Genomic DNA, 25,849 nt, shown 5'->3' with positions numbered 1-25,849 from the left:
TCGTCGCTTGGCCCGCCGCACCCATCAAGGAGACTCCCAAATGACAGCACTGTCCCATCCCCTCGCCCGTCCCGACCTGCTGCGCGACGCCTGCTACATCGACGGCAAGTGGGTTGGCGCCGGCGAAGGCGCATCGATCCCCGTCGACAATCCGTCCACCGGCAAGACCATCGTGTCCGTGCCCAAGCTGGGCCGCAAGGAAACCGAACAGGCCATCGCGAGCGCCCAGGCCGCCCTGCCCGCCTGGGCCGCCAAGACCGGCAAGGAACGCGCCACGATCCTCCTGAAGTGGGCGCAACTGATGATGCAGAACCAGAAGGACCTGGCTGCCATCATGACGTCCGAACAGGGCAAGCCCGTCACCGAGGCGGCCGGCGAAATCGCCTACGCGGCCTCGTTCCTGGAGTGGTTTGCCGAGGAAGCCAAGCGCGTCGACGGCGACATCCTGCAAAGCCCCAAGGCCGGTCAACGCCTGATGGCGCTCAAGCAGCCCATCGGCGTCACCGCTGCGATCACGCCCTGGAACTTCCCCGCTGCGATGATCACCCGCAAGGCCGGCCCGGCCCTGGCCGCCGGCTGCACCATGATCGTCAAGCCCGCCCAGCAGACGCCGCTGACCGCGCTGGCGCTGGCCGTGCTGGCCGAAGAGGCCGGCGTGCCGGCCGGCGTCTTTCACGTCATCACCGGCAGCTCGCGCGACATCGGCGCGGCCCTGTGCGAAAGCGACGTGGTGCGCAAGCTGAGCTTCACCGGCTCGACTGAAGTGGGCCGCACGCTGATGGAGCAATGCGCGCCTACCATCAAGAAGCTGTCGCTCGAACTGGGCGGCAACGCGCCCTTCATCGTGTTCGACGACGCCGACCTGGACCGCGCGGTCGACGGCATTCTGGCCTCGAAGTACCGCAATGCCGGCCAGACCTGCGTGTGCGCCAACCGCATCTACGTGCAGGCCGGCGTGTACGAGGAAGTCGCCAAGCGCCTGGTCGACAAGGTCAACGCCATGAAGGTGGGTGACGGCTTTGAAGACGGCGTGACGCAGGGTCCGCTGATCGACCGCAACGCGGTCGAGAAGGTGCAGGAGCACATCGCCGACGCCACCTCGCACGGCGCCAAGGTCATCGCGGGCGGCAAGCCGCACGCGAAGGGCGGCACGTTCTTCGAACCCACCGTGGTGCGAGACGTGACGCAATCGATGCGCTTTGCCAGCGAGGAAACCTTCGGCCCGGTCGCGCCGCTGTTCCGCTTCGAGTCCGAGGACGAAGTCATCGGCATGGCCAACGACACCATCTTCGGCCTGGCCGCGTACTTCTTCACGCGCGACTACGCCCGCATCTGGCGCGTGTCCGAAGCGCTGGAATACGGCATCGTCGGCATCAACACCGGTCTCATCTCCAACGAGGTCGGCCCGTTCGGCGGCGTCAAGCAGTCGGGCCTTGGCCGCGAAGGCTCCAAGTACGGCATCGAAGAGTACCTGGAGATCAAGTACCTCTGCGTCGACCTCGGCGCATGAAACCAGGCGCGCGCGGCGGCCCGCCGCGCGCGCCTGTCGACCGCGTGGCCGATGTGCGCGCCGTGTTCATTCCGATACCATCCAGGCGTGTTAGATTTGCGCGTTCCCTGGAAGAGTCCGTATGAGCAGAACCTTCACCCTTGAGGACACCCGCAGGCTGGCGGCCATCCTGGCGGAAACCGCGCAGGCGGAAGTCATGCCGCGGTTTCGCAACCTGCCCGAAGGCGTCGTGCGCGGCAAGACCTCCCCGCGCGATCTGGTCACCGACGCCGACGAGGCCGCCGAACGCCTGATCGCCACGCGCCTGGCCAAGCTGCATCCCGGCGCCGTGCTGATCGGCGAAGAAGCCTCGGCGCGCAATCCCGCCCTCTTGAACATGCTGGTCGACGCCGACCTCGCATTCCTCATCGACCCCATCGACGGCACGCGCAACTACGTCGCGGGCCTGCCGCTGTTCGGCATGATGATCGCGGCCTGCCATCGCGGCGACGTGATCGCCGGCGTGATCTACGACCCGGTCAGCCGCGACAGCGCGCTGGCGGTGCGCGGCGAAGGCGCCTGGCTGGAATTCGAAAACGGCAAGCGGGCGCCGCTGGCGGTTGCGAGCCCCGCGCCCCCGCATGACATGGACGGCATGATCTCCACCGGCGCCCTGCCCGAGCCGCTGCGCACGACCGTCAACGGCAACCTCTCGCAGCTGGGCAGCACGGCCTCGCTGCGCTGCGCCGCGCACGAATACCGCATGCTTGCCGCGGGCCATTGCCATGTGGCGCTGTACAACCAGCTGACCGCCTGGGATCACGCTGCCGGCTGGCTGCTGCATCGGGAAGCGGGCGGCTATGCAGCGCATTTCGACGGCTCGCCCTACAAGCCCACCCACCGCACGGGCGGATTGCTGTACGCCCCCGACGCCGGAAGCTGGCATGCGGCGCGCAAGGCGCTGCTGGGGGACGCATTGGAATCCATCGAGACTTGACAGCGCGCTCGAAACCACCCCGAAAAACTGGGGTTATCCCTAGGAGTTATCCCCAGTTCCTGTGGACAACCCTATGGAAAGGTCTGTAACCGGCCGAAAAAAGCGTTGCCGGGCAAGCACTTGCTTAGACCGCTCAAAAACCGGCCGACCCGCTTCTTCTTAAAGCGCTTCCAGCGCCACCGCGCAGGGCAGTTCCACTTTCAAGGTCAGCAGGCTGTCGGCGCGGGTGCGTCCCAGATTGATGGCGGCGATGGGCAAGCCGCCACGCGACGCGGCGGTGACAAAGCGGTAGCCCGAATACACCATCAGGGACGAGCCCACCACCAGCACCGCGTCGGCGCTTTCAAGGGCCGCATTGGCGCGCTCCACGCGCTCGCGCGGGACTGTCTCGCCGAAGAACACCACGTCGGGCTTGACGATGCCGCCGCAGCGCGGACAGGGCGGCACCGCGAACCGCGAAAAGTCGTGGCCGTCCAGGTCGGCGTCGCCGTCGGGCGCATCGCTTGCCTCCAGCTGCATCCAATCCGGATTCAGCGCGTGCAGCTTTTCCTGCCAGTCGTGGCGGCCGCCCCGCCAGTCGCAGTTCATGCAGCGCACGGCGTCCAGGCGGCCGTGCAGGTCCACGACATCGCGGCTGCCCGCGGCCTCGTGCAGGCCGTCCACGTTCTGGGTCACCAGGATGTCGACGTTGCCGCGCGCCTGCAGACGCGCCAGCGCCAGATGCGACGCGTTGGGCCGAACGTGCCCGAAGCGGCGCCAGCCCACCATGCTGCGCGCCCAATAGCGCGCGCGGGCCAGTTCGCCGCCCATGAACATCTGCAGCGTCATGGGCGGCTGGCGCTTCCATTCGCCTTCGGTGTCGCGATAGTCAGGGATGCCCGAGTCGGTGCTGACGCCGGCCCCGGTCAGGACGAAGAGCCGCGGATGGCGGTCGATGAAGCCGCGCAGCGCGGCCAGCTCCGGAACTGCTGTATCCAATACTCGCTCCTCGAATTGACGCACCCGCGATTGCCGCGCCCGCGCGCCGCAGCTCGCGCCGCGCGGGCCGCGGCCCTCAGCCGCCCAGCCCGCAATCGGGCATGTCGCTGACCAGGCTGGCCTGCGTCACATTGCTGCCCGGCGGCACGCTGCGCGTGAGCCAGACATTGCCGCCAATGGTCGACCCCTTGCCGATCGTCACGCGGCCCAGGATCGTGGCGCCCGCGTAGATCACGACATCGTCCTCGATCAGCGGGTGGCGCGCCAGGCCCTTCTTGAGTTCACCGTTTTCGCCGGGCGGGAAGCGCTTGGCGCCCAGCGTGACCATCTGATAGAGCCGCACGCGGTCGCCGATGATGGCGGTTTCGCCAATCACGACGCCCGTGCCGTGGTCGATGAAAAAGCTGCGGCCGATGGTCGCGCCCGGATGGATGTCGATGCCGGTGTCGGCGTGGGCGATCTCGGCGACGATGCGCGCCAGCATCGGCACGCCCAGGCGATACAGGACATTGGCAAGACGGTGATGGATCATTGCCGCCACGCCCGGATAGCACAGCAGCACTTCGTCCACGTTGTGCGCGGCCGGGTCGCCCTGATAGGCGGCCATCACATCCAGGTCGAGCGCGGCGCGCACGGCCGGCAGCTGGGCGCCGAACTGGCGCACGATCTCCGTGGCACGCTGTTGCGTGTCCGCCTGCAGGGCCGGGTCATGACGGCCTTCGTATTGCAGTTCCAGACAGACCTGATGCAGCAGCGCATCGAGCGCGGCGCCAATGGTGTGACCGACGTAGAAGTCCTCGACTTCCTCGCGCAGGTCGATGGGCCCCAGGCGCATCGGGAACAAGGCGCCACAGAGATCCTTGACGATCTGGCGCAGGCTCTCTTGAGAAGGGAACTCGCGCAGGCCGGCATCGTCGCGCAGGCGGCCGCGCGGGCCGCGCCAGGCGACGCGGGCCTCGCGCAGGCCGGACACGATGCCGTCCAGGTTCCAGTGCGCGGTGGGGAAATGGGTGGGGCCGCTCATTGCCGGGCTCCGGACAGGGAGCCGGCGGTTCCGGCAGTCGGATGGATAACGAACATGGGTTTGCCTCGCTGACGGTGCGAAGCCCCCGGGGCAGAGCGCCGGGCAATGCTGCTTCGCAATAATTCCGTCAACTGTAACCGCTCTGGCGCGCAGGCCGAAAGTCATCCGATATGGCGTTGGGGTTATGCCGTTGCCGGCTCGACCTCGTAGCCCTGCGGATTGCCCTGCTGCCAGCGCCACCCGTCCGCGCACATGGCGTCCACCCCGTGCGTGCTGGACCAGCCCAACAGCGACGCCGCCAGCGCCGGATCGGCCCACATTCGCTCGACATCGCCCGGCCGCCGCGGCAGGACGCGCAGCGGAATCTTGCAGCCATTGACGCGCTCGAACGCGTGCACCAGTTCCATCACGCTGGTGCCCTGCCCCGTTCCCAGGTTTACCGCCACGAACCCGGGATGGGTTTCCGCATAGGTCAGCGCCTGCACATGGCCACGCGCCAGATCCATGACGTGCAGGTAATCGCGCACGCCGGTGCCGTCGGGCGTGTCGTAGTCGTCGCCGAACACGCGCAGAAACGGCTGGCGCCCCACCGCCACCTGCGTGATGAACGGAAAGAGATTGTTGGGCAGGTCGCGCGGGCTCTCACCGATCAATCCGCTGGGATGCGCGCCGATGGGATTGAAGTAACGCAGCGTGACGGCGCTGAACGCGGGATCGGCCACGCATACGTCCTTCAGCATTTCCTCGACCATCAGCTTGGTGCGGCCATAGGGATTGGCCGGCGCCAGCGGATGGGCCTCGGTGAACGGCAGGTATTGCGGTTCGCCATACACCGTGGCCGACGAGCTGAACACCAGCCGCGACACGCCCGCCTCACGCATGGTGCGCAAGAGGACGAGCGAACCCTGCACGTTGTTGTCGTAATACTTGAGCGGGTTCGCCACCGATTCGCCCACCGCCTTGCAGCCGGCCAGGTGCAGCACCGACTGCACCGGCATGCCGCGTGCCGCCGCCTGCGCCAGCACGCCGGCCACCAGCCCGGGCGAACGGATGTCGCCTTCGACCAGCGGGATCGGCGTGCCGCAAAGCTGCTCCACGCGGCGCACGGCCTCGCGGCTGCCGTTGCTGAAGTTGTCCAGCACCAGCGGCCGCAGGCCGGCGGCGATCATCGCCACCAGCGTGTGGGTGCCGATATACCCTGCGCCGCCCGTCACCAGCACGTGCGTGTCCGGCATGTCGATGCTCCGTCAGAGATGGGCCGCCATGCCCGGCACCCACGCATGGCGGGGACGCGGGGCCTGCGCATGGCTGCGGTAGCGGTCGATCCAGTACGACGTGGAGGCATCATGGCCCCAGTCGACCACGCCCGCCGACACCGGCACCGCCAGCTCGCGCTCGATGCCGCTGGCAAGCCGCTTGCCCAGTTCCACGCCGTATTGGTCGAAGGGGTTGATGCCCCAGACCACGCTCTGCACGAACACCTTGTGCTCGTACAGGGCCAGCAGCGCGCCCAGGCTGCGCGGATCGAGCTGGCGCAGGACGATCAGCGTCGACGGCCGGCCGCCCGGATGCACCATGTGCTGCGCCAACGTCAGCGCGCGCTCCTGGTTGTCGATGTGCGCCACGTCCAGCATCGCCTGCTCCAGGCTCTTGCCGCGCAACAGCGCCTGGCGCTGCGCGAGGCAGTTGGCCAGCAGCATGCGATGCGCATCGGGGCTGTCGGCATGCCCTTGCAGGCTGGCGATGAAGTCGACCGGCGCGCCTTCCTCGCTTTGATGCAGCCACTGGAAGAACGTGTGCTGGCCGTCGGTGCCCGGCATGCCCCAGATGATGGGGGCCGTCGGCACGCCGACTGCCGAGCCATCGCCCGCGACCCGCTTGCCCAGCGATTCCATCTCCAGCTGCTGCAGATAGGTCACCAGGTGCAAGAGGCGCCCGCTATAGGCCGCGACGTTCAGCGAGTTGAATCCCAGCACGCTGCAATTGACCAGCCCGGCCAGCGCCAGTTGCACCGGCGCGTTGGCCGCGAACGGCGTCTGCAGGAAATGCTGATCCATCGCTTCGGCGCCCGCGCGCATGCCGATCAGCACGTCCACGCCCACCGTCAACGCGATGGACAGGCCGGCGACCGACCACACGGAATAGCGCCCGCCCACCCAGTCGCACATCTTGAAGACCTGGCTGGACGGCACGCCCAGCGCGCGCGCGGCCGGCGCATTGGCGGTGACGGCCGCCAGATGGTCGGACACGTCGGCCACGCCGCCCTGCTTGAGCCATGCAATGGCGGCGCGAGCGTTGTGCAGCGTTTCCGTCGTGGTGAAGGATTTGGACGACACCACCACCAGCGTGCGGCGCGGATCCAGCCCGGCCACCGCGTCATGGAACGCATGGCCGCAGATGTTGGAGACAAAGCGGATCTGCCGGCGCTGCAGCGGTCCGCCGAAGGCCTGCACCGCCAGGCGCGGGCCCCAGTCGCTGCCGCCGATGCCGATGTGCAGGACGGTGGAGAAGTCCGCCGTCTGGTCCACGCGCCGCACAAAGTCGGTCATGCGCGAATACTCGCAGACGGAATCCGCGTCCTGCCCTTCGGGCTGTTCGCGCGTGCGTCCCGCGCGCAGCGCGGTATGCCATGCCGCGCGGTTTTCAGTCCAGTTGACCGGTTCCCCGGCAAACAGCGCGCGGCGCGCCTCTTCCAGTCCGCGCGCCTGCAGCAGCGCCATGCCGGCGCCGTCCAGCGACGGCGACTGGCGTTGCATGGTCAGGTCCACGCACAACCCTGCCGCCTCGATCACCTTGAGCGCACTGGCGTCCAGTTCGGCATTCTGCGCAGCCTGCGCGAAAGCCATCCACTCGGGGCTGTTTGCCAGTCCGGAGTCTGCCCTTAACGCCTCAATCGCCTGTTGAGCCTTTCCCATCGCGTGATGCTCCTTAGAACGGTAAACGAATGTGAGGTGCAATGCGCTTGAACGCCTTGCGAAAGTCCTCCTCGATACGAGCCAGCGCGGCCACGTTGTCTCCTTCGAACCGGAGTACCACCGTTGGCGTGGTGTTGGACGGTCGCGCAAGGCCGAAGCCATCCGCGTAATCCACACGGATCCCGTCGAGCTCGTTGATCGACACTGCGCCGGGGAATTCCCCTTGGTCGCGCAGCGCCTGCACAAGCTCGACGCCTTCCGTGGTCTCCAGTTTCAATTCGGGGGTGGCGCAGGACTGCGGCAAGCTTTCCAGCAAAGCCGAGGGGTCCGGCGCCGACGAGAGGATTTCCAGCAGGCGGGCGGCGGCGTAGATGCCGTCGTCAAAGCCATACCAGCGCTCCTTGAAGAAAATGTGGCCGCTCATCTCTCCAGCAAGTAGCGCTCCCGACTCCCGCATCTTGGCCTTTATCAGGGAATGCCCTGTCTTCCACATGGTCGCCTTGCCGCCCGCCTCGGTGATGGCGCGGGCCACATGGCGGCTGCATTTCACGTCGTAGATCACCTCGGCGCCCGGGTTGCGCGCCAGCACGTCGCGGGCGAACAGGATCAGTTGGCGATCCGGCCAGATGATCTGTCCCGATTTTGTGACCACGCCCAGCCGGTCGCCGTCGCCGTCGAACGCCAGGCCCACCTCGCAATCCGAATAGCGCAGGCAATAGATCAGGTCCTGCAGGTTCTGGGGATCGGCCGGATCCGGGTGATGCCCCGGAAAAGAGCCGTCCACTTCGCAGAACAGTTCGGTGACCTCGCATCCAAGCGCCCGAAAGAGCCCCGGCGCCACCGCGCCCGCCACGCCACTGCCGCAATCGATGGCGATCTTCATGGGCCGCGCCATGCGGATGTCGCCCACCAGGCGCGCCGCATAGCAGGGGGTGATCTGCATCTGCGTGCGCCCGCCCGGCACCGGCGCCGAATCGATCGGCTGGCGCATCGCATCGCGCAGCGCCGTCAGGCCGTCGCCGTACAACGAACCGCCCTCCATCACGATCTTGAAGCCGTTGTGCGTGGGCGGGTTATGGCTGCCCGTCACTGCGATGCCGGTGCCGGTGTCCATCAGCCGGGTCGTGAAATACACCATCGGCGTGGTCGCCATGCCGATATCGATGACGTGCATGCCCGCCGAACGCAGCCCCGCCTGCAGCGCCGCGGACAGTTCGACGCTGCTCAGCCTGCCATCGCGCCCCACCACGATCGACCGCACCCCCTGCTCGTGGGCCTTGGCGCCCACCGCCATCCCCAGGCTGTGGGCAAACCTTGCATCCAATTCGTCCGGTACTGTTCCCCGTATGTCGTAGGCCTTGAAAACCGCATCCAGAATCTGCGGCGTGTCCCAGCCAAAAGTTCCGTGCATGCCAGTTTCTCCGGGTGGCGTTCACTTGGGACCGTTGTGTTTGAAATCACCGTAGTACGCCGCACGGGAGTAGCGATAACCACCGTACTTGGACCGGAAGCCAAAGCGTTCCGGCATCAGCTTCAAGCCATTGAAGAGCACGCCGTCCACCGGGGCGCCCGCCTGGATCAGGCGCTTGGCCGTCTCGCGGATCTCGCCCACGGTGTTCATGCCGGACCGCACCACCACCATCACGGCCGCGGCATGCGTGCCGACCACGGCCGCATCGGGCGAGGACAGCACGGGCGCCGTGTCCAGGATCACCATGTCGTACTGCGTGGCCAGTTCCCGCAGGGTTTCGCCGAAGACGGGCGAGGCCAGCAGTTCGGACGGATCGAAGGTGACGGCGCCCGTGGCGATGAAGTCCACGCCCTCGGACACGCTGTGCTTTCTGACGCGGCTGAGCGGGATCGTGCCGGTCAGCACTTCGAACAGGCCATCTTCCTTGGGCACGCCGAAGTAGCGGTTGAGCTGGCCCTTGCGGAAGTCGGCATCGATCAGCAGCACGCGCTTGCCGACGCCGCCCTGGATGAAGGCAAAATTTGCAGACAGGAAGGATTTACCCACGCCCGCCACCGGCCCCGTGAACATGACCATGTTGTTGGCCGACTGGCGCAGCGAGGCCTGCAGCACGTTGCGGAAGGACCGCAGGCTTTCGATGGGTGGCGAGTTGCCCTGACTCTGGGCCAGCAGCGCGGGCACGGTGGCGTTCTTGCGCCGGCTGCGGCGCCACAGCTTGTCCTGCACGTCGCTGTACGGAATGGCCGCCAGCACCGGCAAGCCGGTATGGCGCTCGACGTCTTCCGGCTCGGACAGGCCGCCGAACAGGGCGTTGCGCACGAACGCGCACAGGATGGCGAAGATCAGGCCGGCCGCGGTGGCCACGCCAATGATGATCGCGGCCTTCGGACGCACCGGCTTGTCGGGCTGCACGGCCGCATCCAGGATGCGCACGTTGCCCACCTTGCCGGCGCGGATCAGCTTGAGCTGTTGCGTGTTGTTGAGCAGCGCCGTGTACAGCTCGGTGTTGACGCGCACGTCACGCACCAGGCGCACCACGTCCTGTTCCAGATCCGGCAGCTGCTTGATGTTGTTGCCCAGGCGGTTGACGTCGCCGGTCAGCGATGCGATCTGACGGTCGATGCCCACGATGCTCGGGTGCGTCGGCGCAAAGCGCGTGATCAGTTCCTGACGCTTCTGGCGCAGTTCCATCACGCGGGTCTGCGCGTCCACCGACTGCGCGAGGATCAGCTTGGCTTCCTCGCTCAGGTCGATCGTGCCGCGCTTGTTGCGCAACTGGTTGTACTTGGTTTCCGCGGCGTCGAGCTCGGCCTTCAGTTGCGGCAGTTGCTGTTCCAGGAACACCAGCGACTTCTCGGCCTGGGCCGACTTGCGGTTCACGTTCTGCTGCACGTATTCCTGGCCGATCTGGTTCAGCACCGCGGTCGTCAGCGCCGGATCGTTGCCCTCCAGCGTGACGCCGATCACGCCCGAGGCGCGGCCGCGTTCAAAGATGCCCATGTGTGACTGCACGTTCTCGATGGCCGCCAGGCGCGAGCTGCGCGACACCGTGAACTCGGTGCCCGGACGGCCCGACAGCGCGTCGACATGCACGTCCATGGCGCCGCCGCCCGGCAGCAGGAAGCGTTCGGGCTTGCCCACCGTGCCGGTGAAGGTCGCGCCGGTCAGCTTGTCGCTAAGCGTGTAGCGGCCTTCGCCCAGCGTGGTCAGGCGAAACGGCTTGCCCAGCCATTCGTTGGGCACGTCCAGCTGCGAGATCGCGATGGTCTCGCCGCCCCACGCATAGCCGCCGCGCGGCAAGCCGGACGGATACGGCAGGCTCTCATAACGCTGTGCAAGCCACTCGCCCACCACCGGGAAATAGCGCGGCTTGGCGTGGATGTAGAGCAGAAACTTGTCGACAGCGGGACCGACGACCATGCGCGACCGCAGCACTTCCATTTCGCCGGACGTTTCCGCCTTGGTGTCGAACATCGACGACACATCGCCCAGCAGGCTTCGCGCCTGCCCGTTCGGAAGCTCCTCCTCGACCTGCACGATGATGTCAGCCGAATAGACCGACGGCGTCACCATCACGTAGGCCAGCGCGCCGAGAAACGCAAACAGGGTGATCGCAACGATCATCCAGCGGTTGGAAAAAATGGCGTCCACGTGGGACGACAAGGGGGTTTCCTGCTGACGGGCCGGTACTGACGGCTCGAAGGATTCGATGGGCAACGACATGCAGCTCTCCAGGAGAGGGCGCCGCCGCGGTTGCGGCGCCCCCAAAGGCGGGTTTTTCAGGCGGACTAATCGATGGACTTGACGGTCTGTACGGTTTGCGCGCTCGGGAACAGGTTGCTGATGAAGCGGTTCCACCGCACCAGGCTGGCCGTATCCACGAACACGACGTCTTTGGGTTGCAATTCAAACTTCGCGCCTACCGCAAGGGCTTGCGGCGATGCGGCGTTCAAGTGGTAGACCAAAGGCTTTGCCTCCTCCGTGGCGCGCACGACGAAAATTTGCGAAGGGTCGGCCGTGAGCTGGTTCGGCCCGCCCGCCAGGCCCAGTGCTTCGGTCAGCGACATGCGGCCATCGCGCATGACCGAGGCGCCGGGCAGGAAGACTTCGCCCATCACGAACACCTTGCTGTCGTCGCGCGGCGTGACTCTCACGATGTCCCCTGCCTTGAGCATGACCTGGTTCAGATCCTGGCCGCGCTCGATCAGCGCGGGAAGGTTCACGCGAGTACGACGGCCATCGCGGATCACATAGACCGCACTGCGATCGCCGGTAGGCAGAATGCCTCCGGCCCTGTTGAGCGCTTCCAACAGGGTCATGGGAACATCGTTGATCGCAACCGTACCCGGCGTCGTTACCTCGCCATCGACGAAGATGCGCTTGCTGCGAAATCCCAGAACGCGTACGGTGATCTGCGGGTCCTGTATGTACTTGCTAGAACTGTTGACTATGAGATTGCGCGCCTGAAGTTCAGTCAACCCCGCCACTTTCAGCAGTCCCGTATACGGAAACTGGATATATCCAGTGGATGAGACCGTATAGCCCGGAATGCCCGAGGCGGTATCCCCGATGGCTAATTCCGTTGCCCCCGATCCGATGGCGTAGGTTTGCGTCGGAAGCACGAGCTCGGGGTGATCCCACACGACGATCGACAGGATGTCTCCAGGCCCGATGAGGTAGGGACCGGGCTTGCCGACCAGGTGGCCAATGCCTTCGTTGTCGAGCAGCGCTTCACGCGCGCGCTGCTCATCGAGCACCAGCGACGGCGTGATTTCCTTGATGACAGCCTTGGAGTTCGGGTCCAGCGGATCCGCGAGTTGATTGGCGCTGAACGTCATGCCGGGAGACAAGGCGCAAGCGCTCAGCGAGGACACGAGCGCGATAGCGGCTATGGCTCGGCTCAACGTTCCGAAAAGTGTAGTCATGGCGAATCCACTGTGAATGACTTCGTTGCTTGGAAAGGAGCCCGATGCGTAACGGGTTGCGACATTCCACACGCTTTTCCTAGTCCCGCACATTCGACGGATGCCCTAAGCCTTCTCCTACATCGTTTGGAGGTTTCGGGTGAGTTGCGCTCTCAATAAGATTTTGTCGGTAGCCACATGCTTTGCGGCACTGCACAGTCGTTGCTTGCCGCAGGGCGCTTCCCCCCGAACAGGAGTGCGCGATGGACCCGTCCCAAACGGACACGTCGGCAAGGTTCAGCGGAGCAAGCTATCTGTATCGCTTGCTCGACGCCGCGATCGTCATCACCTGCGGCCTGACTGCCACCGGTTTGAAATTCTCGGAAGAGGCCTTGACGGATCCTCCGCAGATTCATCTGTTCCTGATCTACCTTTGCGGCCTGGGTGCGATCGCGATCTTCCCGGCCTTCCGCCTGTATGTGTCGTGGCGCGGACGCCTCCTGACCGATCTGGTGGTGCGCAGCCTGGCTGCGTGGGCCACCGTGTTCGCGTTGGGCATCTTCGTCAGTTTTCTCATGCACCAGACCGGCGCGATATCCCGCTTATGGGCTGCAACCTGGTTCGGCATGACGGCGCTGGCGCTGGCCGGCGTGCGCATCGCCGTGTATGCGGCGCTGGGCGCGGCGCGCGATCGCGGCATGGACAAGAAGCGCGTGCTGCTGGTGGGCTTTGGCGCGCTGGGCCACGACATGTGGCGCCGCGTGGAAAAGTACCGCGAGGCCGGCTACCAGATATCGGGGATCTACGCCGAACCGCATGAGATCCTGCCGCCGCAGGTCCGCCGTCTGCATGATCTGGACAACCTGACCACCTTCGTGCGCGAAAACAACGTGCGCGAAATCTGGATCGTGCTGCCGATGGAAGCCGGCCAGGAGCTGCGCGAGGTGCTCTATCACCTGCGCAACGACCTGGTGGACATCCGCTGGATTCCCGATGTCATGTCCATTCAGCTGCTGGGCCATCGCATCGGCGAATTCCTGGGGCTGCCCGCCATCCAGTTGAACAGTCTGCCGGCCGCAGGCGTGCGCGGCTGGGCCAAGGAAGCCTTCGACCGCAGCTTTGCGCTGTGCGCGCTGATTGGCCTGGCGCCCGTAATGCTGACCGTGGCCTTGCTGATCAAGCTGACCTCGCGCGGCCCGGTCTTTTTCACGCAGCCGCGTCTGGGCGTGGACGGCAAGGTGTTCCACGTCTACAAGTTCCGCACCATGACCGTGCACCAGGAACAGGGCGTGGTCACGCAAGCCACGCGCAACGACAGCCGCGTCACGCGCATCGGCGGTTTCCTGCGCCGCACCAGCCTGGACGAACTGCCGCAGTTCCTGAACGTGCTGATGGGCGACATGTCGGTGGTGGGCCCGCGTCCGCATGCGCTGGAGCACAACGAAATGTACAAGGACCTGGTGCAGCGCTACATGATGCGCCATCGCGTCAAGCCGGGCATCACCGGGTGGGCGCAGGTCAACGGCTTTCGCGGGCAGACCGACACGCTGCGCAAGATGAGCGACCGGGTCGAACACGACATCTACTACATCCAGCATTGGACGTTCCGGATGGATCTGCTGATCATCGCGCGCACGGCGGTATCGGGTTGGACGGGCCGCAATGTCTACTAAACCGTTGGGATGGCCTGTGCGCGAAGCGCCAGCGCCGCGGGGTGGAGTGCTGGCCCGCGCGGACTTCCGCCAGGCGGTTGAGATGCTGCCGCTGGTGTCGATCGACCTGCTGCTGCGCGACGGCGCCGGCAACTACCTGACCGGGCTGCGCGCCAATCCGCCCGCGCAGGGCGCGTGGTTCGTGCCCGGCGGCCGGATCCGCAAGAACGAATCCCTGCAGCGCGCGCTGCGCCGCATCGTCCAGGACGAGCTGGGCCTCTCGCTGCCCGATCTCGCCTGGACGCCGCGCGGCGTGTACGAGCACTTCTATGGCACGAATTTCGCGGGTGAGGCGGGACGCTCCACCCACTACGTCGTCCTCGCCTACGAGGCCGAGCTTTCTCTGGATACCGCAAGCCTTCCCTTGGCGCAGCACAGCGGCTACCGCTGGCTGCCCGGGGAAGTGATCGCCGCCGATCCCGGCGTGCATCCGTACACCCAGGCCTACTTCAAGGAGTGAGAGCCATGACCAACCCCCGTCCCCCGTACCGGGCTGTGATTCTTTGCGGCGGTTCAGGCTCGCGCCTGTGGCCGCTGTCGCGCGAGCTGCTGCCGAAGCAGTTCATCCGTTTGACCGATGACCGCAGCCTGTTGCAGAACACCCTGCGGCGGCTGGACTCGGCCGGCGCGCAGGCCCGTCCCATCCTGGTCTGCAACGAGGCGCACCGCTACATTGCGGCGGAACAGGCCGAGGAGCTGGGCATCAAGGACGCCGAGGTCATCCTGGAGCCGTTCGCGCGTAACACCGCGCCGGCCATCGCCGCCGCCACGCTGCGGGCGATGCAGGATGGCGAGGACCCGATCATGCTCATCATGCCGTCGGACCACGTGCTGGAGGATGGCGAAGTGCTGAGCGCGGCCTTCGCCCAGGCGTACGACGCCGCCCGTCAGGGCGCGCTGGTGACATTCGGCATCAAGCCGACCGCGCCGCTCAGCGGATACGGCTACATCCAGGCCGACGAGCCCGGCGCCATGGCGCCCGCGCGCCGCGTGCGCCGGTTCGTGGAAAAACCGTCGCCCGAGGTCGCCCAGCGCTTCATCGATGACGGCGGCTATTACTGGAACAGCGGCATGTTCGCCTTCCAGGCCTCGGTTTTCCTGGCCGAACTGGGGCGGCTGGCGCCCAAGATCCTGGAGCAGGCCGAGGCCGCCGTGCTCACCGGGCATGGCGACAACGGGCTCTTTCACCTGGACGGCCCGGCGTTCGAGGCGTGCCCCAGCGATTCGATGGACTACGCCATCATGGAGCGCACCGACAGCGCGGTGGTCATCCCGCTGGCGGCCTCGTGGAGCGACGTGGGCGCGTGGGACGCCGTCTGGGGCATCGCCCAGAAGTCGGTGGAAGGCAACTCCACCACGGGCGACGTCATGGTGGAGGATTCGCGCAACTGCCTCATCCATTCGACCAGCCGGCTGGTCGCCTCGGTGGGCCTGGACGACATCGTCGTCATCGAGACGGCCGACGCGGTCCTGGTCGCGCACAAGTCGCGCTCGCAGGACGTCAAGCGCCTGGTCGAGGTGTTCAAGGCGCAGCACCGCAGCGAGCTCAACCACCACCGCGAGGTCCAGCGGCCCTGGGGGTCGTACGACTCCGTTGGCCAGGGGCCGCGCTACCAGGTCAAGCGCATCACCGTGAAACCCGGCGCGCGCCTGTCCTCGCAGATGCACCATCACCGTGCCGAGCACTGGATCGTGGTGTCCGGAACCGCCCGCATCTACAACGGCGACAAGCAGTACCTGTTGACCGAGAACCAGTCGACCTACATCCCGCTGGGCGAGATCCACAGCCTGGAGAACCCCGGGAAGATTCCGCTGGAGATCATCGAGGTGCAATCGGGCGCCTATCTCGGCGAAGACGACATCGTGCGATTCCAGGATATGTACGGTCGTGTCTGAGCAGGTTTCAGTTCCCTTCTGGCGCCCGGGCATGGCAAGGATTTGCCTGCCCGCGGCGGCCCTGTTTTTCATCGTGCTGGTCACGGTGGGCAACCTGCCTGGGCTGGCGGCAGACATGTCCGATGCCTTTGGCGACAAGCGGCTGCACCTGGCCGCCTACGCCTGCCTGACCGCGCTGATCTACCTGTCGGTGAACCGGCGTCCCGCGCTCGTGGCCATGCTGGCGGTTACCGCGCTGGGCGCGCTGGATGAATCAATCCAATCCTTTTTTCCCTACCGGCAGGCGGATCTCTTAGACCTTTTGGCCGATATCTCAGCGGCTGGTGCAACAGTAATCTCTTTGCACATTGGTAACGCAGCCATCGGCTCCTTTCGTGCAGTCACTAAGTCTTAAGGACACAACCATGCCAAAACGGGCACTGATTACCGGCGTAACTGGCCAAGACGGGGCCTATCTGGCGGAGCTTCTGCTGGCCAAGGGCTATGAGGTCCACGGCATAAAGCGGCGCGCTTCGCTGTTCAATACCGCGCGGATCGACCACCTGTACCAGGATCCGCACGACCAGCCCCGTAATTTCGTGCTGCACCACGGCGACATGACGGATTCGTGCAGCCTCATCCGCATCGTCCAGTCGGTGCAGCCCGACGAGATCTACAACCTGGCCGCGCAAAGCCACGTGGGCGTCTCGTTCGAGGAACCGGAATACACGGCCAACGCCGACGGCCTGGGCACCCTGCGCCTCTTGGAAGCGATCCGCATCCTGAAGCTGGAAAACAAGACGCGCTTCTACCAGGCGTCCACGTCCGAGCTCTACGGCCTGGTGCAGGAAACGCCGCAGAAGGAAACCACCCCCTTCTATCCGCGCAGCCCCTACGCCGCCGCCAAGCTGTACGCCTACTGGATCAGCGTCAACTACCGGGAAGCGTATGGCATGTACGCCTGCAACGGCATCCTGTTCAACCACGAATCGCCCAAGCGCGGCGAAACGTTTGTGACGCGCAAGATCACCCGCGGCCTGGCGCGCATCGTGCTGGGGCTGCAGGAATGCCTGTACCTGGGCAACCTGTCCGCGCTGCGCGACTGGGGCCACGCCCGCGACTACGTCGAAATGCAGTGGCTGATGCTGCAGCAGGACACGCCCGAGGACTACGTCATCGCGACCGGCATGCAATACAGCGTGCGCGAGTTCATCAACACCGCGGCGCGCGAGCTGGGCATCCTGCTGGCATGGGAAGGCGAAGGCCTGGAAGAGACGGCGACCGTGCTGTTCTCGCCGGTGCACGACGTCAAGGCGGGCCAGGTGATCGTGCGCGTCGACCCGCGCTACTTCCGTCCGACCGAGGTCGAAACCCTGCTGGGCGATCCCACCAAAGCCCGCGAGAAGCTCGGCTGGACGCCCCGCACCTCGTTCGCGCAGCTCGTCAAGGAAATGGTCGAGAGCGACCTGAAGGAAGCGCGGCGCGATGCGCTGGTCGAACAGAACGGCTACGAAATCTACGCGTACAAGGAGTAGCCCGCCATGACGAACCTGGACCAACGCGTGTTCGTCGCCGGCCACCGCGGGATGGTGGGCGCGGCGATCACCCGCGAACTGCACCGGCGCGGCTACGAGAACGTGCTGACCCGCAGCCGCGCCGAACTGGACCTGGAAAACCAGAACCAGGTGCACCGCTTCTTTTCGACCACGCCGGTCGATGTGGTGTACCTGGCCGCCGCCAAGGTGGGCGGCATCCTGGCCAACCAGACGCATCCGGTGGACTTTCTGTACAAGAACCTGATGATCCAGTGCAACGTGATCCGCGCCGCGTATGCGGCCGGGGTGCGCAAGCTGCTGTTCCTGGGTTCGTCATGCATCTATCCGCGCGAGGCGCCGCAGCCCATCCGCGAGGACGCGCTGCTGACCGGTCCGCTGGAATCCACCAACGAGCCCTACGCCATCGCCAAGATCGCCGGCCTGAAGCTGTGCGAGGCCTACCAGCGCGAGTTCGGCGCGCGCTTCATCTGCGCCATGCCGACCAACCTGTACGGCCCGCACGACAACTACGACCTGCACAGCAGCCACGTGCTGCCTGCCCTGATCCGCAAATTCCACGAGGGCCGCGAGGCCGGCGCGGAAAGCGTCACGATCTGGGGCACCGGGGCGCCGCTGCGCGAGTTTCTGTATGTCGACGACCTGGCGCAAGCCAGCGTCATGCTGATGGAGCATCCGGACGCCGAGGGCATCTACAACATCGGCGCCGGCCAGGACATCTCCATCGCGGACCTGGCGCGGCTGGTGGCGCGCGTGATCGGCTACGAGGGCAAGATCGTCTACGACACCTCCAAGCCCGACGGCACGCCGCGCAAGCTGATGGACTCGTCGCGCGTGCAGGCGCTGGGCTGGCGGCCGGAGATCTCCCTGACGCACGGCATCACGCTGGCCTACGGCCATTTCCTGCGCGAGCGCACGCAACAGGCGCTGCCGGTCGCCTGACGGCCGCGCCAGCATGACAGACAGGGTTACCGATGCTTGGATTCGTGAAGAAACACATCGCCGGCAATGCTTCCTTCTGGGGGCTGGTGGAATACGGCATCGGTCCCGTCGCGGCGCTGGTGGCGCTGCCGATCCTCTTTCGCCAGCTCGGCACGGTCGGCTTCGGCCAATATTCCATGATCATCGCGCTGGCCGGGTTCGGCAACGCGGCGAACCTGGGCGCGGCGGTGACCGCGACCAAGCTCGTCTCCGAGAGCGTGCACGAGCCCGGCGGCGCCTATCGCGCGGCCGGCGTCAGCATGTCGCTGATCGGCTGTGCGCTGGCCGTCGTCACCCTGGCCGCCGTGCTGCTGTGGGGCGTGGTGGGGCTGGGCTGGCCGGACGCCACGTTTGGCGGCGTGGCCGTCACGATGCTGGCCATGCCCGCCCTGGCCATCTACCTCACGCAGCAGTATGACCAGCTCTTTTCCGGCTGCCTGAAGGGACGCGAGGACTTTCGCGCCACCGCGCTGTGCGAGGTCTTCAGCCGCACCGGCACGATGGCGCTGGCGTGCGCGGCCGCCTGGTACACCGCCTCGCCCACCTGGACCGGCCTGGCGCAGGCGCTGGGCCTGCTCATCGCGGGCAGCGTGAAGATGCGGGTGTTCTCGCGCGCCTATGACCGATTCATCGTGCGGCCCGTGCGCGACCGCGGCGCCATGATGGCCGCCTTCCGCTTCTCGCGCTGGTCGTGGCTGAACAGCCTGAGCGCGCTGGCTTTCGGCTCGGTCGACCGGGTGCTGGTCGGCAGCCTGATGGGACCGGCGGCGCTGGCGATCTACACCGTCGGCGTGCAGGTCGGCCAGATCATCCATACGGCGTCCGTCGCCATCTTCCAGAAGGCGATGCCGCGCGTGACGCGCCTGTCCGTCTCGCCGCCCTACCCCGGCGCCGCGGAACGCGAAATCCGCCGCATGATGCTGTGGAACCTGGCGCTATCCGCCAGCGCCACGCTGGCCGTGCTGGCGGTCAGCAAGCCGCTTCTGAACGTGCTGCTGGGCGAGAACGTCGCCAGCGGCCATCTGGGCACCTTCCAGTTGCTGATCGTGGCATCGGGCCTCTTGTCCCTGAACGCCGCGGCGCACTTCTCCCTCCTGGGGCTCGGCAATTCCCGCGCTGTCGCAATCCTGAACGGACTGGGCGGCCTGGCAATGCTGTGCGTCATGGCGGGACTGGTTCACGTGGCGGGGGAACACGCCGCAGCCTGGGGCCGCATGGCCTACGCGGCGATCACGCTGGCCGGCGTGGCCCTCGCCATCCGTCAATCCCGCCCCGACTTTCCGGGCGCCATGCCTGCGGCCACCCGATAACCAACATGCTGAGGTCCTACATGCGCAAGCGCCATAACGAGTATTCACGCCAGCTCATCGACTTCGTCCGCGAGCTTCGTCCGCCGGCGCCCATCGCCAGCGGGCTGCTGCCCAAGGTGACGATCGTGACGCCCTCGTTCAACCAGGCCAAGTTCCTGGAGCGCACCATCCTGTCCGTGCTGAACCAGGGGTATCCGCGGCTGGAATACATCATCATCGATGGCGGCTCCACCGACGGCAGCGTGGACATCATCAAGAAGTACGAGCGCTATCTGTCCTATTGGGAAAGCACCCCCGACCGGGGCCAGTCGCATGCGATCAACAAGGGGTTCGAACGCGCCACGGGCGACTACGTAGGCTGGCAGAACTCGGACGACCTGTATTTCCCGGGCGCGCTGCGCAAACTGGGCGCCGCCGCGGCCAAGGGCCGCGCGCCGATCGTCAGCGGCAACCTCTTCGTGGCGGATGCAGACAACCGCATCTTCCGCAAGATCCACTACACGCCCGTCAACCGCGGCACGCTGACGGTGGTCAAGGCCTCCATCCCGAACCAGTCCGCCATCTTCCGCCGTGACCTGCTGCGCAAGTACGGCCTGCTGCAGGAAAGCATGCGGTACTGCATGGACCTCGAACTGTGGAGCCGGCTGCTGCGCGAGGGCAAGAACCTGATCGTTCCCGACGCGCTGGGCGTGTACACCGCCCACGACGAGACCAAGACCGCCCTGATGCAGGACGTGCTGCTTGAAGAGCGCGAACAGATCGTCAGCCGCATCCGCCGGACCGAGCCGGGGTTGGGAAAGCTGTTCGAACTGTCGTGCCGCGCCTCGAAGGTGGCCGCGCATGCCCGGCAGGGCGATCTGACCTACCTGCTGGAAAAGCTGACCACCAAGATCTTCGGCCGGGACGACTGGGCCGCGCACTAGGCTGCCCTCACTGATACGGAACCGCAATGACCACGCGCCGCCTTTCCACCCTGCATCTCCTGGGCCTGTTCGTCTTCACCGCGCTGGCGCTGAACGACGACAGGTTCATCGTGGGGGTGGGCAGCTTCAAGCTGTCGCCCTTCGACCTGCTGTTCGTGGCCATGCTGGGCGTCAAGGCGCTGCGCCTGGCCCACCCGGGCGCCTACGCGCTGCCACGCGGCGCGCTGGGCGTGTTGCTCGGCATCCAGGCCATTTCGGTGATCTATCTGCTGGTGGTCTCCGCCCACCATCCCGGCATCGAGACCGGCGACGTGGCGCGCGATCTGCGCATCGTCTTCTACTTCCTGTGCACGCCGTTCCTTTGCTACAAGGACATCGACAGTCCCCACGCCTATGCCATCCTGCAGAAGTACATCGTGGCGGCCAGCCTGGCGGTCGCCACGCTGATGCTGGCGGAGCAGGCGACGGGCTTCAGCGTCGCCAACCCGCTGCGCAACGTGCGCCTGGGCGTCTGGGCGATTCCGATGGGCGTGGTGTCGCTGCTGTACTTTCGGCGCACGCTGAACGTGTCGGGCCCCAAGGCCTACGCGCTGACGCTGTACATGGTGATGGCGCTGGTGTTCTCGCTGAACCGCAGCCAATACCTGCAGCTTGCCATCTCCGTGGTCATCGCCGTGCTGCTGGCAGGCAATGCCGACATCCGCCGCCGCGCCGTCATGATCTTCGCGCCCGCCGCCGTGGCCGGCGTGCTGATCTTCGCCAGCATCGGCTACCTGGACGTGCTGACCCAACGCATCTTCAGCGTCGAACGCCTGGACGAAGACTCCAGCTATGGCGCGCGGGTGCAGGAAATGGAAGGCCAGATGCAGTTCTTTGCCGAAAGCCCCGTCTTTGGCAAGGGTGCGGGCTTTCGCAGCTGGGTGATGGGCGAGAACGGCTTTGAACTCAGCACGTTCGCGCACAACTCCTGGGCGTTCTACCTGATGAAATTCGGCGTGGTCGGCACGATCATGATCATGCTGCCGCCGCTGCTCATCCTGCTGTTCTCGCTATTTCGGCGCTACGCCCATCCCGGGCTGGAGATGCACCGGCGATACCTGCTCGCCACCGCGCCCATCTACATCTTCATCGACTCGATGTCCGGCGGCCTGGCCTATGCGCCCAAGACCGCGTTTACCGGCTTTCTGCTGTGTTACTGCCTTTCGCTGATGCGAAATGCCCAGATCATGCCCGTGCCTCGCCAAGAATCTCCCGCTCCCAGCCCCCGCCCGGACATCGTGCGCCGGGCGCCACCCACGCGAGTAATACCCCATGTCTGATGTCTTGTTTGTCGCACCGGACTTGCATGGCGGCGTCGGAAGATGCGTCGCCTTCATTGTGGATGCGCTGCCGGAACAGGGGGTGGACTCCGCCCTGTTCCTGCTGCGCTCGCGCAACCGCGAGTATCCCATCGCCAACCCCAAGGTCACCCGCGCATTTCCGATCATCGAGTCTCCCACCAAGCTGCGGCTGGCCCTGCCCGTGGCGTTCTTCAAGCTGCTGCAGCACATACGCCGCGAAAAGCCCGCCATCGTCTGCTCGCACGGCCTGTTGTGCAACATGCTGGTCGTGCTGGCCAGAAAGATCCTGCGCGGCAACTTCCGCACGGTGGCCTTCGAACACAGCAGCCCGGCCATCCACTACGGCGCCTCCAAGATGCGCCGCCTGAAGTGCTGGCTGGTCAGCCAGACCTACCGGCGGCACGACGCGGTGGTCGGGGTGTCGCGCGGCGTCAAGGAAGACCTGGTCAGCATGTTTCCGCCGCTGCGCGGCAAGGTGCACACCATCTACAACGGCGTGCCGCTGGACAACGTGCGGCGCCAGGGCGCCCAGCCGAAGACGGCCGATGGCGGCGATTCGCCCTATCACGTGGTGGCCGTGGGCCGGCTCGAGGCCGTCAAGGACTACGCCACGCTGATCGACGCGGCCGCGCTGCTGGACGATCCGCGCATTGCGTTCACGATCCTGGGCGAAGGCTCCGAGCACGCCGCCCTGCAAAAGCGCATCGACGACCGGCCGTCCCGCACGCAGGTCACGCTGGCCGGCCACATCGACAATCCGTTTCCGGTCATTGCCGGCGCCGGCGCCTTCGCGCTCACCTCCGTGCGCGAAAGCTTCGGCAACGTGCTGGTCGAGGCCCTGTGCCTGGGCGTGCCCGTCATTTCCACCGACTGCCCGCACGGCCCCGCCGAGATCCTGGACGCCGGCCGCTACGGGTTGCTGGTGCCGGTAGGCGACGCCGAGGCACTGGCCGAGGCGGTGCGTCGACTGGCCTACGACGGCGAGATGCGCGAGAAGCTTGCGGCCCAGGGCCCCGAGCGCGCGGACGCCTTTTCCCTCGAGCGGCACTGCCGCAACGTCATCGATCTCTTCCGCCCGCTCATGCAGCGCGGAACGCCCTGAACAGGACAGCATCATGCAGAAGATACCGGTATCCGTCGTGGTGATGACCAAGAACGAGGAACGCAACATCGCGAAGTGCCTGAAGGCGCTGGTGGAGTTCGACGAAGTCTTCGTCGTGGACTCCAACAGCACGGACGCGACCTGCTCGATCGCCACGGCGATGGGCGCGCGTGTTTCGAATTTCCAGTGGGACGGCAAGTATCCGAAGAAAAAGCAGTGGTGCCTGGAGCAGCTTCCCTTTACGCACCCCGTCGTGCTGTACGTGGACGCCGACGAAGAAATGACGCCGGGCCTGGCCGCCGAGATCCGCGAGGTCCTGCCGCGCTTTGCCGCGGGGGCTGGCGGCGCTTTCGTGCCCTTCGACTACGTGTTCTGCGGCAAGAAGCTGGAACATGGCCATCGCGTCTACAAGCTGGCGCTCCTGGCGCGCGACCGCTCGCGCTTTCTGGACTACGACGACCTGGACGTGGCCAACATGTGGGAGGTCGAGGGTCACTACCAGCCGCAGGTCCAGGGCGAGACCTTTGCGCTGCGCCAGCGCATGGTGCACAACGACCACGACTCGCTGTATCACTACTTCGACAAGCACAACCGCTATTCGGACTGGGAAGCGAACCTGCGCACCAAGGGCCTGATGAACGATCCGCGAGAGGCCAACGTCGGCGGCCGGGCCTTGCTCAAGCGCATCTTCCAGGCCATGCCATTCAAGGCGCCGATCTCGTTCCTGCACTCCTATGTCTTCAAACTGGGATTCCTGGATGGAAAGGCCGGCTACGACTATGCGGTCGCGCGCGCCATGTATTACTGGCAGATCCGCATCAAGACCGAAGAGATCCTGAAGGCGCGCCAGGCCAGCGAGGCCGCATCGCGGCGCGATGCCGTTGCGGGAGCGGCCAAATGAGCACCTTGCAACGCCTGGACCAGTTCGCGCTGGCGCCGGGTCAGCGCGGACGGTCGGCGCTGACCGTGCAGTTGTGGTGGATAGTGCAGGGCACCCTGTTCCGCTGGTCGCCGCAGGTAGCCTACGGCTTTCGCCGCTGGCTGCTGCGCCGCTTCGGCGCGCGCGTCGGGCACAAGGTGCTGATCCGGCCCACGGCCACGGTCACCTATCCCTGGAAAGTGGAAATCGGCGACTACGCCTGGATCGGCGACGACGCCGTGATCTACAGCCTGGGCCCTATCCACATCGGCGCGCACGCCGTGGTGTCGCAGCGCAGCTATCTGTGCGCAGCCGATCACGATGCCGGCCGGCCCGATTTTCCGCTGCGCGAACGCGCCGTGCGTGTCGAAGACGGCGCATGGGTGGCCACGGACGTGTTCGTCGGTCCGGGCGTGACCATCGGACGCGAGGCCGTGATCGGCGCGCGCAGCTCGGTGTTTCGCAACATGCCCGCCGCGATGGTGTGCCACGGCAACCCGTGCCGTCCCATCCGGCCACGCACCGCCACGCCAACATGAAAATACTCATCTATGGCATCAACTACGCGCCCGAACTGACCGGCACTGGCAAATACACCGCCGAACTGGCCGAGTGGCTGGCCGCGCGCGGGCACGAAGTCAACGTGGTCACCGCCCCGCCCTACTACCCGCAATGGCGGGTCCACGACGGCTACCGCGGCACGCGCTACACCAAGGAAACGCGCCGGGGCGTGACCGTGCGGCGCGCGCCGTTGTGGGTCCCCGAAAGACCGGGCGGCGCCAAGCGGCTGGTGCACTTGGCCAGCTTCGCGCTGTCCAGCCTGCCGTCGCTGCTGCGCGCGGCAATGCGGCGCCCGGACATCATCCTGGTCGTCGAACCCGCCCTCTTCTGCGCCCCGGCCGCGTGGCTGACCGCACGCCTGACCGGCGCCCGCGCCTGGCTGCACATCCAGGACTTCGAAGTCGACGCGGCGTTCGAACTGGGCTTGCTCAAGGGCGGCGTCCTGCGATCGATGGTCAAGCGCGCCGAACGCTGGCTGATGCGCAGGTTTGACCGCGTGTCCACGATTTCTAACCGCATGCTGGACCTGGCGCTTTCCAAAGGCATCGACCCCGCACGCGCCGTGCTGCTGCCCAACTGGATCGACGTCAATGCCATCACGCCCTTGGCAGAAGGCGGCGACTATCGCGCGCAGCTCGGCATTCCGGACAACGCCATCGTCGCGCTGTATTCGGGCAACATGGGCGGCAAGCAGGGCCTGCAGATCCTCGCCGACGTGGCACGCCGCCTGAACCGCGAAGACCGCCTGTGGTTCCTGTTCTGCGGCCAGGGCCCCGAACGCGCGGCGCTGGAGGAAAAGTGCCGCGGCCTGACGCGCGTCATCTTCCTGGACTTGCAACCGGCCGAACGCCTGGGCGCGCTTTTAGGCACGGCCGACATCCACCTGCTGCCGCAACGCGCCGGCGCGGCTGACCTGGTCATGCCGTCCAAGCTGACAGGCATGCTGGCCACCGGCCGCCCCGTAGTCTGCGGCGCGGCGCGCGGCACCGAGCTTGCCAACGTGGTGTCGCGCTGCGGCCTGCTGACCCCGCCCGAAGACGCCGCAGCGATGGCCGAAGCCGTACGCAAGCTCAGCTACAACGCACAGATCCGCGAAACCCTGGGCGCCGCCGCACGTCAATATGCAATGGCGCACCTGCACGTGGATGCGGTGCTGGGCGCGGCGGAGCGGGAGTTCATGGCAATTGCGAAAAACAAGGGCCGCGCGACGCCGGCGGGAACGCGGGCGAGTGAGGGGGATGTTTGAGGGTTGAGTGGGAGGGAATGGGCGCAGGTGTTGGCGGGTGCGGGGGCGG

The 25,849-nt window shown here is 66.2% G+C and carries 22 protein-coding genes; 15 read left to right on the top strand and 7 right to left on the bottom strand.

Annotation, left to right across the window (positions count from 1 at the left end):
* Positions 1 to 40 precede the first annotated feature (40 nt).
* Both FBY20_RS21180 and FBY20_RS21175 read left to right on the top strand, forming a co-directional pair.
* Entirely contained in the window at positions 41 to 1,510 is a 1,470-nt protein-coding gene (locus FBY20_RS21180; protein WP_142054425.1) for an NAD-dependent succinate-semialdehyde dehydrogenase, read from the top strand.
* A 121-nt stretch (positions 1,511 to 1,631) separates the two neighbouring features.
* Positions 1,632 to 2,486: an inositol monophosphatase family protein gene (locus tag FBY20_RS21175; protein WP_142054423.1), complete on the top strand. Its 855-nt coding sequence runs from the start codon at positions 1,632 to 1,634 to the stop codon at positions 2,484 to 2,486.
* A gap of 159 nt (positions 2,487 to 2,645) precedes the next feature.
* Here FBY20_RS21175 and FBY20_RS21170 read toward each other — a convergent pair whose 3' ends face one another.
* From FBY20_RS21170 to FBY20_RS21140, 7 genes are all read right to left on the bottom strand, one after another.
* Complete coding sequence (locus tag FBY20_RS21170) at positions 2,646 to 3,464, bottom strand: NAD-dependent protein deacetylase (protein WP_142054421.1); 819 nt, start codon at positions 3,462 to 3,464, stop codon at positions 2,646 to 2,648.
* A 76-nt stretch (positions 3,465 to 3,540) separates the two neighbouring features.
* Positions 3,541 to 4,488 (bottom strand): serine O-acetyltransferase EpsC, encoded by a 948-nt coding sequence (gene epsC, locus FBY20_RS21165; protein WP_056323730.1) that lies wholly within the window; start codon positions 4,486 to 4,488, stop codon positions 3,541 to 3,543.
* Between the two features lie 182 nt (positions 4,489 to 4,670).
* The gene (galE, locus tag FBY20_RS21160) at positions 4,671 to 5,723 is read right to left on the bottom strand and encodes a UDP-glucose 4-epimerase GalE (RefSeq protein ID WP_056323728.1); all 1,053 of its coding nucleotides are present in this window, start codon (positions 5,721 to 5,723) and stop codon (positions 4,671 to 4,673) included.
* Between the two features lie 12 nt (positions 5,724 to 5,735).
* Positions 5,736 to 7,403 carry a glucose-6-phosphate isomerase gene (gene pgi, locus FBY20_RS21155; protein WP_056323725.1) on the bottom strand — a complete coding sequence of 556 codons (1,668 nt, stop codon included), beginning with the start codon at positions 7,401 to 7,403 and terminating at the stop codon, positions 5,736 to 5,738.
* Between the two features lie 13 nt (positions 7,404 to 7,416).
* Positions 7,417 to 8,814, bottom strand: coding sequence for a phosphomannomutase/phosphoglucomutase (locus FBY20_RS21150; RefSeq protein ID WP_142054419.1), 1,398 nt, complete (start codon positions 8,812 to 8,814; stop codon positions 7,417 to 7,419).
* Positions 8,815 to 8,835: 21 nt separating this feature from the next.
* A complete protein-coding gene (locus FBY20_RS21145) occupies positions 8,836 to 11,097 on the bottom strand; it encodes a GNVR domain-containing protein (protein WP_056323719.1) in 2,262 nt (753 codons plus the stop codon).
* A gap of 65 nt (positions 11,098 to 11,162) precedes the next feature.
* A complete protein-coding gene (locus FBY20_RS21140; RefSeq protein WP_062839163.1) occupies positions 11,163 to 12,299 on the bottom strand; it encodes a polysaccharide biosynthesis/export family protein in 1,137 nt (378 codons plus the stop codon).
* Between the two features lie 242 nt (positions 12,300 to 12,541).
* On the opposite strand from FBY20_RS21140, the gene FBY20_RS21135 reads away from it, so the two are divergent.
* The 13 genes from FBY20_RS21135 to FBY20_RS21075 are packed head-to-tail and all read left to right on the top strand — an operon-like array spanning position 12,542 to position 25,800.
* Positions 12,542 to 13,951 carry an undecaprenyl-phosphate glucose phosphotransferase gene (locus FBY20_RS21135; RefSeq protein WP_056323712.1) on the top strand — a complete coding sequence of 470 codons (1,410 nt, stop codon included), beginning with the start codon at positions 12,542 to 12,544 and terminating at the stop codon, positions 13,949 to 13,951.
* A 46-nt stretch (positions 13,952 to 13,997) separates the two neighbouring features.
* Complete coding sequence (locus FBY20_RS21130; protein ID WP_056323709.1) at positions 13,998 to 14,450, top strand: GDP-mannose mannosyl hydrolase; 453 nt, start codon at positions 13,998 to 14,000, stop codon at positions 14,448 to 14,450.
* 5 nt (positions 14,451 to 14,455) lie between these two features.
* The gene (locus FBY20_RS21125; RefSeq protein ID WP_056323706.1) at positions 14,456 to 15,886 is read left to right on the top strand and encodes a mannose-1-phosphate guanylyltransferase/mannose-6-phosphate isomerase; all 1,431 of its coding nucleotides are present in this window, start codon (positions 14,456 to 14,458) and stop codon (positions 15,884 to 15,886) included.
* Between the two features lie 31 nt (positions 15,887 to 15,917).
* Positions 15,918 to 16,280, top strand: a complete 363-nt coding sequence (locus FBY20_RS21120; RefSeq protein ID WP_056324604.1) for a VanZ family protein — start codon at positions 15,918 to 15,920, stop codon at positions 16,278 to 16,280.
* Between the two features lie 10 nt (positions 16,281 to 16,290).
* On the top strand, positions 16,291 to 17,400 hold the full coding sequence (gene gmd, locus FBY20_RS21115; RefSeq protein ID WP_056323703.1) for a GDP-mannose 4,6-dehydratase: 1,110 nt from the start codon (positions 16,291 to 16,293) through the stop codon (positions 17,398 to 17,400).
* Between the two features lie 6 nt (positions 17,401 to 17,406).
* Positions 17,407 to 18,360, top strand: a complete 954-nt coding sequence (locus FBY20_RS21110; protein ID WP_056323700.1) for a GDP-L-fucose synthase — start codon at positions 17,407 to 17,409, stop codon at positions 18,358 to 18,360.
* A 44-nt stretch (positions 18,361 to 18,404) separates the two neighbouring features.
* Complete coding sequence (locus tag FBY20_RS21105) at positions 18,405 to 19,709, top strand: lipopolysaccharide biosynthesis protein (RefSeq protein ID WP_235512728.1); 1,305 nt, start codon at positions 18,405 to 18,407, stop codon at positions 19,707 to 19,709.
* A 5-nt stretch (positions 19,710 to 19,714) separates the two neighbouring features.
* The gene (locus tag FBY20_RS21100) at positions 19,715 to 20,632 is read left to right on the top strand and encodes a glycosyltransferase family 2 protein (protein WP_226846353.1); all 918 of its coding nucleotides are present in this window, start codon (positions 19,715 to 19,717) and stop codon (positions 20,630 to 20,632) included.
* A 26-nt stretch (positions 20,633 to 20,658) separates the two neighbouring features.
* A complete protein-coding gene (locus FBY20_RS21095; RefSeq protein ID WP_142054417.1) occupies positions 20,659 to 21,951 on the top strand; it encodes an O-antigen ligase in 1,293 nt (430 codons plus the stop codon).
* A complete protein-coding gene (locus FBY20_RS21090; RefSeq protein ID WP_142054415.1) occupies positions 21,944 to 23,074 on the top strand; it encodes a glycosyltransferase in 1,131 nt (376 codons plus the stop codon). The genes FBY20_RS21095 and FBY20_RS21090 overlap by 8 nt, the downstream gene beginning before the upstream one ends.
* 13 nt (positions 23,075 to 23,087) lie before the next feature.
* A complete protein-coding gene (locus FBY20_RS21085) occupies positions 23,088 to 23,975 on the top strand; it encodes a glycosyltransferase family 2 protein (protein WP_056323685.1) in 888 nt (295 codons plus the stop codon).
* Entirely contained in the window at positions 23,972 to 24,532 is a 561-nt protein-coding gene (locus FBY20_RS21080) for a putative colanic acid biosynthesis acetyltransferase (protein ID WP_108007478.1), read from the top strand. The genes FBY20_RS21085 and FBY20_RS21080 overlap by 4 nt, the downstream gene beginning before the upstream one ends.
* Entirely contained in the window at positions 24,529 to 25,800 is a 1,272-nt protein-coding gene (locus tag FBY20_RS21075) for a glycosyltransferase WbuB (protein ID WP_056324601.1), read from the top strand. The genes FBY20_RS21080 and FBY20_RS21075 overlap by 4 nt, the downstream gene beginning before the upstream one ends.
* The last annotated feature ends 49 nt before the right edge of the window (positions 25,801 to 25,849 follow it).

The sequence above is a fragment of the Achromobacter sp. SLBN-14 genome, from assembly GCF_006715415.1.
GTDB lineage: Bacteria > Pseudomonadota > Gammaproteobacteria > Burkholderiales > Burkholderiaceae_B > Achromobacter > Achromobacter mucicolens.
The sequence above is the reverse complement of the archived record's forward strand: the minus strand, read 5'-3'. Positions and strand labels throughout refer to the sequence as shown.

Coding starts and splice junctions, on each gene's coding strand:
- FBY20_RS21180 (WP_142054425.1), top strand. CDS start 41: ATGACAGCACTGTCCCATCCCCTCGCCCGTCCCGACCTGCTGCGCGAC.
- FBY20_RS21175 (WP_142054423.1), top strand. CDS start 1,632: ATGAGCAGAACCTTCACCCTTGAGGACACCCGCAGGCTGGCGGCCATC.
- epsC (WP_056323730.1), bottom strand. CDS start 4,488: ATGAGCGGCCCCACCCATTTCCCCACCGCGCACTGGAACCTGGACGGC.
- galE (WP_056323728.1), bottom strand. CDS start 5,723: ATGCCGGACACGCACGTGCTGGTGACGGGCGGCGCAGGGTATATCGGC.
- pgi (WP_056323725.1), bottom strand. CDS start 7,403: ATGGGAAAGGCTCAACAGGCGATTGAGGCGTTAAGGGCAGACTCCGGA.
- FBY20_RS21150 (WP_142054419.1), bottom strand. CDS start 8,814: ATGCACGGAACTTTTGGCTGGGACACGCCGCAGATTCTGGATGCGGTT.
- FBY20_RS21145 (WP_056323719.1), bottom strand. CDS start 11,097: ATGTCGTTGCCCATCGAATCCTTCGAGCCGTCAGTACCGGCCCGTCAG.
- FBY20_RS21140 (WP_062839163.1), bottom strand. CDS start 12,299: ATGACTACACTTTTCGGAACGTTGAGCCGAGCCATAGCCGCTATCGCG.
- FBY20_RS21135 (WP_056323712.1), top strand. CDS start 12,542: ATGGACCCGTCCCAAACGGACACGTCGGCAAGGTTCAGCGGAGCAAGC.
- FBY20_RS21125 (WP_056323706.1), top strand. CDS start 14,456: ATGACCAACCCCCGTCCCCCGTACCGGGCTGTGATTCTTTGCGGCGGT.
- FBY20_RS21120 (WP_056324604.1), top strand. CDS start 15,918: ATGGCAAGGATTTGCCTGCCCGCGGCGGCCCTGTTTTTCATCGTGCTG.
- gmd (WP_056323703.1), top strand. CDS start 16,291: ATGCCAAAACGGGCACTGATTACCGGCGTAACTGGCCAAGACGGGGCC.
- FBY20_RS21110 (WP_056323700.1), top strand. CDS start 17,407: ATGACGAACCTGGACCAACGCGTGTTCGTCGCCGGCCACCGCGGGATG.
- FBY20_RS21100 (WP_226846353.1), top strand. CDS start 19,715: ATGCTGAGGTCCTACATGCGCAAGCGCCATAACGAGTATTCACGCCAG.
- FBY20_RS21095 (WP_142054417.1), top strand. CDS start 20,659: ATGACCACGCGCCGCCTTTCCACCCTGCATCTCCTGGGCCTGTTCGTC.
- FBY20_RS21090 (WP_142054415.1), top strand. CDS start 21,944: ATGTCTGATGTCTTGTTTGTCGCACCGGACTTGCATGGCGGCGTCGGA.
- FBY20_RS21085 (WP_056323685.1), top strand. CDS start 23,088: ATGCAGAAGATACCGGTATCCGTCGTGGTGATGACCAAGAACGAGGAA.
- FBY20_RS21080 (WP_108007478.1), top strand. CDS start 23,972: ATGAGCACCTTGCAACGCCTGGACCAGTTCGCGCTGGCGCCGGGTCAG.
- FBY20_RS21075 (WP_056324601.1), top strand. CDS start 24,529: ATGAAAATACTCATCTATGGCATCAACTACGCGCCCGAACTGACCGGC.